Genomic DNA, 12,948 nt, shown 5'->3' with positions numbered 1-12,948 from the left:
GGTAGCAAGGGATTGGGGCATCCCTGCCCCGGATAACGAGATGGAACGCTTAGAACTCGTAGCCAACCGAGACCTTAAAGGTCCGCGGTTCACCCTGAGTGATGTAGGTACCGGAATCGTCCACGCTGGCCCAGTCGTTTTCGTTGGTCACGTTGTCGATGCCCGCGCGAACCGTCATCTGGTTTTCATTGTGGTTCACCGCGAAGCGATAGCGCATGCCCAGATCCAGCGTGGTATAGCTGTCGAGCTTTTTGCTGTTCGCGAGGTCGGCATACTGCGTGCCGGAGTGGTTCACGCGCGCGGTCGCGGTCAGGCCGTCGATCGGTTTAATGTCATATTCCGCACCCAGCACGGCGTAGAAGTTCGGGACGCCGATCGCGTCATTACCCTGGTTGAGACCGTTGTTGGTTTTGGTCAGCTCCGCCTGTAGCCAGGTGGCGCTGGCGTTGAGGCGCATCCCCAGCATCGGCTCGCCGAACACATTCAGCTCAACGCCGCGGTTGCGCTGCTCGGCGTCCAGGCCGTAATGCTTTGTCTGGCTGTCGAGAATAGCGGACGGCATTTTGATTTCGAACAGCGCCAGAGAGCCGCCCACGCGGCCGAAGTCGGCCTTCACGCCCACTTCGTTCTGCTTAGAGTGAACGATACCGGTGCTCTGCCCGTAGTTAGTGGCGGTGTCAGGCGCGTTTTTACCCGGCTGCAGCGCTTCGGTATGGTTAGCATAGAGGGAGATTTGCTCCCACGGCTTGTAGACCACGCCGTAGGTTGGCATCCAGCGGCTGCCGTCGAAGCCGTCCGCATCGTTTTCCGCACCGGTAATTTTGTTATACCCGCGGATGACCACTTTCTGGTGGCGCGCCCCGGCGGTGAACAGCAGCTTATCGTCCAGTACACCCAGCGTATCGCTCAGCAGCCAGCCCTGGGTGCGGGTGCGTCCGCTGGTCAGCGGATCGCTGTACTTTCCGCCAGAGCCGTTGAAGTTGCTGCTGTCCGGCATATCAACGCCGGTGTTGTGGTAGATGTTGGTCGTCGGGTTATCCTTCGCTGCCGACATCTTCCACGCGATTTTTTCGTTTTTCGTCATCGCCGAATAGCCGACGTTCACCTTATGCGACACGAAGCCGGTAGTAAAATTACCGCGAATGCCCGCCATCCCGCTGACGGCGTCGCTGATGCGGTTGGTGTCGAGGCGGCTGACCGTCGCCTTACCGCTCTTATCGACCAGCTTCGGTGCGCTGTAGGTGCCTTCCTCGTGCGCGTGCTGCGCCCCCAGGCCGGTATAGACCGTCCAGCTGTCGCTGATGTCGTACTCGCTGCGCCACATCCCGAACTCGTTTTCGATATTGCTGTAGGCCCACTTCTGCGAGATGTTGCGATCGTTTTTCGGCGGCTCGGGCACGAAGTCCACCGCCGAAATATTGACGCTGGTCGGGCTGCCGTGGAAGGTTTTCTTCTGATAGCCGAGATCCAGCGAGGTGCGCAAGCGGTCGCCTTTGTAATCGAGACCGGTGGAGAGCAGCGTGGTGCGGCGGCGATCGTTCGGTATGCCGGTTTCCCCTTCGCGGTGCACCAGGTTCACCCGTGCGCCAAACTGGTCGCTGTCGCCATAGCGACGGCCCGCATCCAGCGTGGTGCCAATCTGAGAATCCGAGGTGTAGTCGACCCCGACTTTCGCCTGCGGGAGTTCGCCCGCGTGTTTTGGCTCAAGGTTGATCATTCCGCCCACGCCGGAGCTCGCCGCGCCGTTCATCAGGGCGTTTGCCCCTTTGAAGATCTCAATGCGATCGACCATCTGGGCATCCACCACCTGGCGCGGCAGCACGCCGGACAGGCCGTCAAAGGTCATGTCGTCGCCGTCAAACTTCAGGCCGCGGATGCGGTAGGTTTCCGCGCTGTTGCCGTAGCCCTGAACAAACTGTACGCCCGCGTCGTTGGCAACAACATCAGCAATGGTTTTCGCCTGCTGGTCTTCAACCAGCTTCGAGGTGTAGCTGATGATGTTGAACGGCACGTCCATGGCGTTCTGCTGGCCGAGCATCCCCATACGCCCGCCGTTCGCGACCTGTCCGTCAAGAAAGGCTGGCACAGGCTGGTCGCCGCCGGGTTTAAAATCACCGGCAGGTGCAGACTGCACAACAATGGTGTCTTCTTTTTTATCATCCGCCGCGTAAGCGGAATGTGTCACCGCGCCAACGGCGAGCGCCAGCAGCGTTTTGTGTATTTTGGTGTTGTTCATCGTTAACTCATTTGAAAGTGCGCGCAAAAATGGCCCGTTGTCGGGCCTTAAAATGTATTGGTTGCAATGCAAATGAGAACTATACGCATTATCCATGCATTAGCAAGCGTCAGCGTGTACGAAAGGGAAGCGTGGCGAGAGAAGAGGAAGAACAACCGCCCCCTCATGGGGCGGCTGAAGTGACGTTATTTTTTCTTGTAAATATTGGCCGTACCGTGAATTTTATTGTTGGTATTCCCGGAAGTAAGCACCAGGACATCCGCGCCTTTTTTATCGGCTTTTTCAATCAGTTCTTTTTTTGCATCATCAACCGATACCTCATTTGAGGTGTTTACCGTACCGATTTTTTTATACTGAGACGCAACCTTCTTGAACTCGCTTTTAGTGAGCAGCTGTGCAGCAAAAGCATTGGTCGTAAACAGTAACGCCGTTCCCAACAAAATAGCAGTCGTCTTTTTCATAACCTTTTTCCTTGAGATTAATCAGCAACTACAAAAAACCTCACCCATATGGTGAGGTTTTATGAGCATGGTAGAGAATCTAAGGAAATGCCATACGCTCGGGAAAATTCTTTTATAACAACCCGTTGCATGAAATTACTAACGAATATTAAGAATATTCGAATACCCGCGCGGCGCCAGCAATATCAATACGTACCGCGGTGCCCGGGTTCCAGCCAGGCTGGCTTACGGTCTTCAGAATCACGGGCTGTTGCTCCCCGGCTAACGCAAGGGTAAGCGTCGACAGCTGGCCGGTGAAGTCCACATCAAGAATCGAGATTGGGCTTTCATGCGAGGCACATGCCGTCACGCTCAGCTGCTCTGGCCGCAGCATAACCTTGCCCTGCCCTGTCGCATGGACGTTATCCGTAGGCACTTCGCCCAGCGCGCATACGGCGTAGCCCGCGCTGAGCTCTGCAGGCAGGATCAGCGCATCGCCAAGAAACAGCGCCGTCTCTTCGTCAACGGGACGGGTGTAGACGTCATAAGGCGTTCCGACCTGAGTGAAGCGCCCGGAACGCATGACCGCGACCTGCGTGGCAAAGGACAACGCTTCGTTCTGATCGTGGGTGACCAGAATCGAGGCCACGCCAGCTTCAGCCAGCAGATCGGCCGTGGCTTTACGGGTCATGGCGCGCAGGCCGGTGTCCAGCGCCGAGAAAGGTTCATCCAGCAGCATCAGTGAAGGACGCTGGGCCAGCGCGCGGGCAAGGGCCACGCGCTGCTGCTGTCCGCCGGAAATCTCATGGGGCCAGTGCGTTGCGAGCTGCCTGTCCAGAGAGACCATCTCCATCAGCGCCTCAACGCGCTGGCGCTTCTCGTGGCGGGTACCGTCCAGCCCCCAGGCAATGTTGTCTGCCACATTGAGGTGCGGGAACAGCGCGCCCTCCTGAGGAACAAAACCGATCCGGCGCAGGTGGGCGGGGACAAAGTTGTTTTCATCAAACAGCGTTCTCCCCTGCATGACAATGCGCCCCGTGTCAGGCGTTTCAAAGCCGGCAAGAATACGCAGCAGCGTGGTTTTACCCGACCCGGATGGCCCGACAATCGCCGTCCTGCTCCCCGGCGCAACGCTCAGGTTTAAGCTGTCGAGCACCTGCACGTCAGAAAACGATTTAGAAATGGCGGTTAATTCAAGCATGTCATAGCCCTGCAATTTTCTTCGACTGCATATAGAGAATGGCGGTCAGCGGGAGTGAAATCAGGATCATCAGCATCGCGTATGGCGCGGCAGCCACATAGTCAATTTCACTGGTCAGCGCCCAGAATCCGGTGGAGAGCGTGCGCGTTCCCAGCGGGGAGAGCAGCAGGGAGGCGGTCAGCTCGTTGCTGACGCCAAGGAACACCAGCGCGGCTCCCGCCGCCGCACCCGGCGCGGCCAGCCGCATCGTGACGCTCCAGAGCGCCTTCGCCGGCGTGCTGCCCAGGCTGCGCGCCACGTTTTCAAGCTCGACCGGCGCCTGCGCAATCCCCGCCCGCAGGTTGATGAGCGCACGGGGCATAAACATCAGCAGGTAGGCAAGGAACAGGGTAATTTCCGTCTGGTAAATGGGACGGGCGTAATGAATGGTGACGGTGACCAGGGCGAGCGCCGTGACAATGCCCGGCAGCGAGCTGGTGATATAAATGCACCCTTCCAGCATCCGGAAAATGCGGTGCGGGTAGCGAATGCCGAGCCACGCGATGGGGATCACGCATGCCGTCGTGAGCAGGGCTCCGCCCACGCCGAGCATCAGCGTCTGGCGCAGCGAGTGCCAGAGATCGGCGCTCATCCAGTTTTGCACGCCGCCGAGCCAAATCCAGCGGCACAGAACAATTAACGGCACGCCCAGCGCCAGCACGATCAGCACGATGAAAAACAACTGACCCAGCGCGGCGGCCGCAGGCTTCATCGGCCAGCGTTTCTGCTCGCGCGCGGCCCCGGCACCAATGCGCGCGTAGCGTGCTTTTCCGCGCGTCACGCCTTCCAGCACCAGGATAGCCAGGCAGCACAGAGCCAGCACGCCCGCCAGCATGTTCGCTGCCGGGCCGCTGAAGGTTGACTGGAACTGGTCATAAATCGCCGTGGTGAAGGTATCAAAGCGGATCATCACGTACAGGCCATATTCCGCCAGCAGGTGCAGCGCCACCAGCAGCGCGCCGCCGCAGATAGCCAGCTTGAGCTGCGGCAACACCACGCGGAAAAAGACCCGCCACGGCGGCGTGCCGAGCGACGCGGCAACATCCTCAAGCGTCGGGTCAAGGCGGCGCAGCACCGCCGCAACCGGCATGTAGATAAACGGATAGTAGGCAAGAACGGAGAGGAACACGCCCGCGGAAAGCCCGTGCATTGACGGGACAACGCTCACCCAGGCATAGCTTTGCACAAACGCCGGGATCGCCAGCGGGGCGACCGCCAGCGCAGACCAAATCCCCCGCCCGGCAAGCTGCGTGCGCTCGGTGAGCCAGGCTATGGCCACGCCCGTCACGATGCAGAGCGGCACCGCTAAAGCCGTCAGCCACAGCGTGTTGCTGAGCAGCTCGGCCACGCGCGGGCGGAACACCAGCGCCTTAATGGTTTCCCAACCCGTCTCAATGCCAATGGCAATGATAAAGCCCAAGGGCAGAAGCGCCATCAATGAAAACAATACAGCTAACGCAACCATCGGCAGTGCAGGACGCCTGCGGGCAGGCTCCTGCACTCTGTTTTTTCCGATGTCGAGACTCAGACCAGACATAAGACCTTCACTTCACTCTCAGGATCACAGCAGGCCGGCCTGCGTCATCAGCTCGATCACTTTTTTACTGTTGAGCGATGAAGGTTCAACTTTCGGCGCATCAAGATCCTTCAGCGGAACCAGTTTCGGGTTTGAGGCCGCGTTCACGCCCACGGCATATTCGAAGGCATTGTTGGTACGCAGGCTTTCCTGACCTTCTTTACCGGTAATGTATTTGATGAAGGCCTGCGCCTGCGCTTTGTGTTTGCTGGACGCCAGCACGCCGCCGCCAGAGAGGCTAACAAACGCGCCCGGATCCTGGTGTTTGAAGTAGTAGAGCTTGGTATTTTTGCTGTTTTCGCCCGTTTTGGACTGATCGACAAAGCGGTAGTAGTGATAAATGACGCCGCCATCAATCTGGCCGGCATTGACCGCTTTCATCACGGTGCTGTTGCCTTTATAGGCAACGAAATTGGCTTTCATCGCCTTGAGCCATTCCAGGGTAGCCTGCTCGCCTTTCAGGGCCAGCATTGCGCTCACGATGGCCTGGAAATCCGCGCCTGACGGTGATGCGGCCCAGCGGCCTTTCCACTCCGGTTTTGCCAGGTCCATCAGCGATTTTGGCAGCTGCTGTTCACTCAGTTTTTCCGGGTTGTAGACAAACACCGTGCTGCGGGCAGCGATGCCAATCCAGCGACCGTGCGCCGGACGATATTCTGCCGGTACCTGCTTCAGGGTGTCTGCATCCAGCGGCGAAAACAGGTTGGCATTATCCACCAGCACCATCGACGGCGAGTTCTCGGTCAGGAAGACGTCCGCCGGGGATGCGCTACCTTCCTGAACCAGCTGGTTACCCAGCTCGCTGTCATCGCCGTTACGCAATGTCACTTTGATGCCGGTTTCTTTGGTAAAACCGTCAACCCACGACTTCACCAGGTTTTCATGCTGCGCGTTATAAACAACGATACCTTCGCTGTTATCGGCAGCAACCGACTGTGTGGAAAGGAAAAGTGATGAAGACAACAAGGCAAGCGAGAAGCAGGACAGCAGGCGAGAATTCATGAACATATCCTTAATAGACCAACGGGAGTAACTACTCATAGCTTTGTGGGACAGGATTAAAGCATACAACAACGCTAATGATAATTAGTATCAATCGAGTTTAAACGTAAAAGTGTAAAATTTCTTTATTACGGAGTTTGAAATGATAAAAATCCAGATTTAAATCCGAGATAATATTTAGATTAAGAAAACCTTAAGCCTCCCTGCAATGAAATTCATTAGCCTTCTATTCATTCTGCCGCGAAGTAAAATTTTTTATTTAAGCGCCCAGCATATATAAAAAAGCCCCGATATTTCGGGGCTTTTTATGTTTATCCAGAAGGAGCCAAATTATTAGACCACTATTTAAAAACGCATCACATCGCCGCGTGGGGGGCATACATCGGATAGGTGAAGAACAGTAAATGCACGCAGTTCAGCCCAAAATGGAATAACGTTGCAACCCAGAGCCTGCCGCTCCACATCCACGCCAGGCCGTAAATAATGCCGGAGAGGCTGGCAAAAATAATCAGCAGTAAACCGCCGCTGTAATGCATCAGCCCAAAGATGACTGAGGCAATCAGCAGCGCGGCAACAGGATGAATAATCCGGGACAAGCGCTGCTGCAGGTAGCCTCTGAACAAAGCTTCCTCGGCCAAAGAGACGAAGAAAATATTCGCAAGGGCAAATTGAGCGAACCATTCTGGCGCATGCATCTCAATTCTCAGCCCGCCCAACGCCACAGCCAGAAGTAACAGCGCGGGTATTGCAAGAACCAATATTCCCCAGCCAATCTTGCCCGCTTTATAGTGGGGTTTTGCTACAAATAGCGTTGGCATGCACGTAATTAAAAAGAACGGCACCACCGCCTTGTCCATATTAAAGTACATACTGAACGGTATGCTTTGCGGACCAACAACGACGGCATCCAGCACTTTGGGGTTATGGAAGCCCGGGAGCACATGCATAACCAGGGCAACGGCGATGGCCACGCACAGGCCTTCAACCAGATAAGTATATTTATTATTTTTATTACGTAGCCATTCAACAACAGACCAGCCAATAACGATTGATGCAATCACCAGCAGCGCCGGGGCGTCCAGAACGCCCTGTTTCCAGCCGAGAAATGCCGTTAACCCCAGCAACAGGTAGGCCAGGCTTTTATTAAGGGAAAGTGCGGCAAGTGAAGTTGCGAGTAGATACCACATATTTGTCCTTCATGACCGGTATATACAACAGTGAAAAGGCATGTCGTGCCGGAGGCATCCCGCGGGGAAGCCATAAATATGGTGCCGACTACCGGAATCGAACTGGTGACCTACTGATTACAAGTCAGTTGCTCTACCTACTGAGCTAAGTCGGCGTTGGTCCGCCACCGGAGCCTCGAACCCCGTACTACAACATCCTGGTTGTCGCTCTTCCCGATGAGCTAGTGGCGGTATGGTGGCCCTGGCTGGAACGATGCCAATGGCCGGTCGATGATGGAACAAACGTTCTCACCGACAGGCTCCTGGGCCGGGTGCAGAATGATACACATCTGGAATTAACCATGCAAATCCGACGGTTAAAATCAGGCACAGGGATCGGTAGCGGTTGGTCGGTCAGGGGAAGAATGGGCTGGTTTACACGCTGAGACTAAATGGCACGCCCTGTAGGATTCGAACCTACGACCTACGGCTTAGAAGGCCGTTGCTCTATCCAACTGAGCTAAGGGCGCACTGAGAAGAGTGAACTTCGCGGCGGTGAAACGCGAAGAATTATACGGTCAATGGCAGGTGAGTCAATGCCTTTTCCGTTTTCTGGCCTGATTAGGGCTAGTTGATTGTAAATATGGCTGTTTTTTCTCCATTCCCCCGCTTTTCTCCCGTACAATTTCGTGCTGCGAAAAGGCTTAGTTGCATTTAAGTAACGCCTGCTGTTTTCCTGTACGTCAGCTCGTCACACTAGAGCCTGGTATCCCGGCCGCCTGGAGGCTGACAGACAACAGGACAATGGAGTGACAGCGCAAAACCCGATAGATTCGCCCCCCCGGTTACAGTACGTTTCTCAGGACATCGTCGGCATTAAGCTTGAGCCCATCGTCGCCCTCGCCTCCTTGCGTCAGGTGGGTGTAGAGGTTCTCAGCGTCCTGTCCGCGTCGCGGCACGCTGAGGACTTTTTTTACGATCGCTCTGCACTCTGGTCCATAACGCTGCTTGAAACGCAGCTAGCCGCGTTAAAAAATACGCCGCGCGGTCATAACCTTTTTATTAATCTGCCGATAACCGTCCTGACGGAGCCTGCGTCTTTTCAGCGGCTTATCAGGTTGCCAGCCGCACCGCTCAATATTGAGATTGTCGACCCCGTGGCTTTTTTGGCGCTGTCCGCCGAGCAGAAACAGCGCGCCATTCAGAATCTGCTGCTGCTCAGAAAACAGGGGCACGCAATCTGGCTGGATGACGTGGATGACGTCTTAGTGCAGTCGTTTTTAGCCTGCCGACTCCCGTTAAGCGGCATCAAAATAGATAAGGAAGCATTCTGGCGTTTACGCGATACCCCTGCGCTGAGGCAACTGGTTTCCCTTTGCTTTCAGCTTGCCGGGAAAGTGCTTATCGAAGGTATTGAGACTGAACGCGATCGCACCTGGGCACTGCAGGCAGGCGCAGATCTCGGCCAGGGGTATTACTGGCCGTCCTGGACATGGCCGGAGGATTAAAGCGCCATTTCCAGGAGGGAGGCCATGCGAATGACAGTGCGCCGTTACCGGCGGCGGCGTACGGGAAGTGATGCACTGGGATTTACGCGCTCACCTTTCGCTCCCCCCTTTTTCGACCGGCTCGAATTTTTGAGCCAGTCCATCAGCCAGCCCCGCAAAACAGACGCCCCGTTTATCATTCTGGTGACGGAGGATCACTTCCTGCGCACCGGTTTTCTCAACGGCCAGTTTCCCCTGAGCAGCTGCTGCGACTTTGCCACGCTCGACGACGCCCTTGTCGCCCAGACGCAGTGGCCATCAGCCCGTCTGGTCGTGGATATTGAAAGCCGGTCCACGGGGCTGCTGGAAAAACTGAATCAGCTGAGAAGGCATAGCCTGTTCCCGCCTTTCCTGACGCCCTGGCTGCTCGTCCGGGCCGATAATTACGACACCCGCCTCTTCTGCAAAGCGGCAGGGCCTTTTCATGTGCTCGAACGTCAGCTGAATGCCGCAGCGCTCCAGCACAGCCTGCTGGATACCAGCCCCCCGCTGGGTTCCGACAAGGACTGGTTCTCCCGCAACGAATGGCCCATCCTGCAGGAGCTCTCACGGGGCAGGACATTGCGCCAGATTGCCCTGATGCAGAATCGTCCCTACAGCCGCATTATTTATCGCCTCAGCTGCATCCTGCTGAAACTGGGGCTGAGCCATCGCCAGGAATTGCTACACCTTCTTAATAATCTTTCAGACTGCACGTTTTAACGCACGCTCTAACCCCTTATTTCCTAAAGAGGTTTAGGAAATTACTTACCATTCGCGTTGCAAAAATGTTAATTATTAACAATAAAATCGAAATTATAACTATTCCTAATTTACGGGCTCGAACCTTGTGAAATGCCACAAATTGAATGAACGGCAGCACTTTCCTCCATCCGTTAAGTGAATGCAGATAGCGTTAACAAGATGATAATGATGTAAAAACAAGCAGCTTAGCGAGTTCCCCTGGGAGTAAAAAGCGAAGCGGACAGCATGTTCTCCTGTGCAGCAAACGCTGTTCTCCAGGTCAACCTGAGCACTTTCAGATGAAGGCCTGCCGGCCTGCGAGGGCAATTTTTCACCTGTCCGCTGCGTAGTCGCCCCCTGAAATAAGGCGTATTTTTATTAACAATTGATCAACATACAGAGATATCTGTTATTTTTTGTTATTACATAAAGATGAAAAAATGCGGTAAATGGGATAACAGGATATTTCCGCTAATTTTAAAATAATAGCGATTCAGATCCAGAACATAATACAAACCCATAAGCGGAGATTAATTTACAGGGTTTTCGGAAAAAACTTACCCTGTATAATAAGATGCGTACCAAATCTGAATAAGAAAAACCTTTTTGCCAACACCAGCCAAATGAGATGACCGCGCTGAGGCATAGTTCTTTTCATTACGTAAACAAGGATGCTTTCGCTCTTTCCAGGGAAATACTACGGTATAGGGATCTGCACATTATATCCTTCCGGCATTTCGAGAGTTTTACCAAACTCTGCATAACGCTTTTAACAATCTGAGGCATTAAAAATGAAACCGGCATCCGTTATCATTATGGACGAACATCCTATCGTCAGAATGTCGATAGAAGTCCTGCTACAGAAAAATAAAAATATCGCAGTCAAGCTTAAGTCTGGCGATAGCCATGAAGTCCTTGACTGTATCCGCAATCACCCTATCGATCTGGTGATCCTTGACATTGAACTCACGGGCACGGATGCCTTCGATTTACTGAAGAGAATCAGAAACTTAAACAAGAGCATTAAGGTTCTGTTCCTCTCATCTAAATCAGAGATATTTTACGCAGGTCGCGCCATTCGCGCCGGGGCAAATGGTTTTGTCAGTAAAAGAAAAGATTTAGGTGAGATCTACAACGCCGTAGAGATGATCCTGATGGGCTATTCTTTTTTCCCGTCGGAAACGTTGAATTTTATAAACCATTCGGGTTCAGGAAAAGGAATGGCAACCGATATGCCATTATCGAATCGCGAGGTCACGGTATTACGGTATCTGGCGAATGGATTATCCAATAAGGAAATTGCTGAGCAGCTACTATTAAGCAACAAGACCATTAGCGCGCACAAATCCAATATTTACTCCAAGCTGGGTGTGCAAAGCATCGTGGAATTAATTGATTACGCCAAAGCACACGAACTGCTATAACCTGAATTCACTCCCTGCAGCTTATCTGAGCTTCAGGGAGTGCGGTCAGTGCTAATTATAATTAATCATGAAGGTCGCATCTGCATCAGCCCGTCCGGGCTGAGGATTATCGGCAGTGGCGATATAATTGGCATAAAACGACAACGTTGCATTCCCCTGCGCATCAACCGAAACCGGCTGGCTGGCCTGCTGGAGAGCCAGACGCGTTTTATCCGCATCCCTGATCTCCACGGCGACACGGCTTGCTGTGCTGGCATCATTCAGTGCCAGCAAACCGCTGTTGCTGCCGTCGGCTTTACCCGAAAACGTAATGGACGCCGCCCCCGGCGGGCAGCCGGTCAGCTTCAGCGTAAACGGCATGGGCTGCGTGCGGCTCCCGGTGGAGCCGAGCTGTTTCGTCGGCCAGGTGCCCAGCGTAACGGTCTTGTCGCTATCGCTGCCCTCCGCGACGCAGGTGAAATCGACAATGTTGCCGGACATCTGAATATTGATCTCGCCCAGCGCTGTGGCTGACCACGCGTTTGCCTGAAACATCGCCAGGGCCACCGCAGTGAAATGTCCTTTCCAGTTCCGCATCTCTCCCCCTTAATCGTAATCCACGCGAAGATAGCCGCGAGAGGTGAAGCGGCCTTCTGCGGGTTTATTCCCCGTAATGCTCACCGGCCATACCCGAATCCCTACCTGCGCCTGCGCGCTGTCGTCCAGGCGGAACGGTATTTTGCTGTTCAGGTTGTTAGGCGTCAGAGGGGCGCCGCTGTCGTTCGCCACCACAAAACCCAGATCGGGGTTATCGGAGATCAGCGCGTTGCCAGAGACTTTTTCCGCCTCGATGCGCATCGTCAGATAAGCGTTGGCCTCCACGTTCGTACACTTAATCGCAATGGTTTTACTCTGCGGCGAGACTTTCTGGGGACGATTACCGGCACCCGCCTGGCTGAACAGCGATGCGCCAATATCGCCAAAATCAAACTCCACCACCTGCCCGGCATTTATCGCGCAGCTCTGCGGTACCTGAATGGTACCGCTATAGCTGATGGTATACACCGGCGTATTCAGTGGGTCCGATGTCGTGGTCGTCACATACACCCGGAACATGGTTTGCTGAGGGATCACCACCATATTGATAAACCGCCGCGTGACTCTCAGGCGAAAGACCAGCTTCGAGTCGGTAACCGGAAACGCTTTGTTATTCGGAACGTTAGGGTGCTGCCCCATCTGGATATAGTTGGCTGGCGGGTAGAACGTGCCCGCGAAGTCATCGTGGATCTGCATTGCGCCATCCAGGTAGTCGTTCAGCTGCACATACTTATAGCTATCAATCACCGTCGTTACCGGCAGACTGGTGACGTAGCTGCGCATCGTGGACTTCCCGCTAGTTCCTTTGGGACAGATAGCATTGACGCCAACCAGCCCGGACTTTTGCGCAAGGGTCACTATTTGCCCCGGTTTGTTGTTGGAGCTGTTAAAAACGTTTGAGAGATCGTAGGAGATATCCTTCGCCACGCCAGTGGAGTTCTGGCAAACCGTTGCCCATGCGGGCATCACGCTGCAGAGCAGCGCAAAGCCCATTACGTTGCGTACAATGCGCATCTTT

11 protein-coding genes and 2 tRNA genes are annotated in these 12,948 nt (G+C 54.5%); 3 read left to right on the top strand and 10 right to left on the bottom strand.

Annotated features, from left to right (window positions below):
- Positions 1-49: 49 nt before the first annotated feature.
- The 8 genes from AC3WOK_RS16890 to AC3WOK_RS16855 form a co-directional block, all read right to left on the bottom strand.
- On the bottom strand, positions 50-2,236 hold the full coding sequence (locus tag AC3WOK_RS16890) for a TonB-dependent receptor (RefSeq protein WP_492354840.1): 2,187 nt from the start codon (positions 2,234-2,236) through the stop codon (positions 50-52).
- A gap of 185 nt (positions 2,237-2,421) precedes the next feature.
- Complete coding sequence (gene yahO / locus AC3WOK_RS16885; RefSeq protein WP_023310654.1) at positions 2,422-2,697, bottom strand: DUF1471 family periplasmic protein YahO; 276 nt, start codon at positions 2,695-2,697, stop codon at positions 2,422-2,424.
- Between the two features lie 148 nt (positions 2,698-2,845).
- Positions 2,846-3,877: an ABC transporter ATP-binding protein gene (locus AC3WOK_RS16880; RefSeq protein ID WP_492354839.1), complete on the bottom strand. Its 1,032-nt coding sequence runs from the start codon at positions 3,875-3,877 to the stop codon at positions 2,846-2,848.
- A gap of 1 nt (position 3,878) precedes the next feature.
- Positions 3,879-5,453 carry an ABC transporter permease gene (locus AC3WOK_RS16875; protein ID WP_492354838.1) on the bottom strand — a complete coding sequence of 525 codons (1,575 nt, stop codon included), beginning with the start codon at positions 5,451-5,453 and terminating at the stop codon, positions 3,879-3,881.
- A gap of 24 nt (positions 5,454-5,477) precedes the next feature.
- Positions 5,478-6,494 (bottom strand): iron ABC transporter substrate-binding protein, encoded by a 1,017-nt coding sequence (locus tag AC3WOK_RS16870; RefSeq protein WP_492354837.1) that lies wholly within the window; start codon positions 6,492-6,494, stop codon positions 5,478-5,480.
- A 356-nt stretch (positions 6,495-6,850) separates the two neighbouring features.
- Entirely contained in the window at positions 6,851-7,681 is an 831-nt protein-coding gene (locus tag AC3WOK_RS16865) for a CPBP family intramembrane glutamic endopeptidase (RefSeq protein ID WP_492354836.1), read from the bottom strand.
- Positions 7,682-7,760: 79 nt separating this feature from the next.
- Positions 7,761-7,836: transfer RNA gene (locus tag AC3WOK_RS16860), tRNA-Thr, on the bottom strand.
- Between the two features lie 277 nt (positions 7,837-8,113).
- Positions 8,114-8,190, bottom strand: a tRNA-Arg gene (locus AC3WOK_RS16855).
- Between the two features lie 279 nt (positions 8,191-8,469).
- On the opposite strand from AC3WOK_RS16855, the gene AC3WOK_RS16850 reads away from it, so the two are divergent.
- The 3 genes from AC3WOK_RS16850 (at position 8,470) to fimZ (ending at position 11,354) form a co-directional block, all read left to right on the top strand.
- Positions 8,470-9,168 (top strand): EAL domain-containing protein, encoded by a 699-nt coding sequence (locus tag AC3WOK_RS16850; protein WP_492354835.1) that lies wholly within the window; start codon positions 8,470-8,472, stop codon positions 9,166-9,168.
- 24 nt (positions 9,169-9,192) lie between these two features.
- Positions 9,193-9,909 carry a helix-turn-helix transcriptional regulator gene (locus tag AC3WOK_RS16845; protein WP_492354834.1) on the top strand — a complete coding sequence of 239 codons (717 nt, stop codon included), beginning with the start codon at positions 9,193-9,195 and terminating at the stop codon, positions 9,907-9,909.
- Positions 9,910-10,721: 812 nt separating this feature from the next.
- The gene (fimZ, locus tag AC3WOK_RS16840) at positions 10,722-11,354 is read left to right on the top strand and encodes a fimbria biosynthesis transcriptional regulator FimZ (protein WP_059312322.1); all 633 of its coding nucleotides are present in this window, start codon (positions 10,722-10,724) and stop codon (positions 11,352-11,354) included.
- A gap of 51 nt (positions 11,355-11,405) precedes the next feature.
- Here the strand turns inward: fimZ and sfmF are convergent, their stop codons facing one another.
- Together sfmF and fimH are read right to left on the bottom strand one after the other, a co-directional pair.
- Positions 11,406-11,930, bottom strand: a complete 525-nt coding sequence (gene sfmF, locus AC3WOK_RS16835; protein ID WP_059312323.1) for a fimbria assembly protein — start codon at positions 11,928-11,930, stop codon at positions 11,406-11,408.
- 9 nt (positions 11,931-11,939) lie between these two features.
- A complete protein-coding gene (gene fimH, locus AC3WOK_RS16830) occupies positions 11,940-12,944 on the bottom strand; it encodes a type 1 fimbria D-mannose specific adhesin FimH (protein WP_047347215.1) in 1,005 nt (334 codons plus the stop codon).
- Positions 12,945-12,948: the final 4 nt, after the last annotated feature.

The sequence above is a fragment of the Enterobacter sp. FW301-JW81 genome (genome assembly GCF_058788735.1).
The sequence above is the reverse complement of the archived record's forward strand: the minus strand, read 5'-3'. Positions and strand labels throughout refer to the sequence as shown.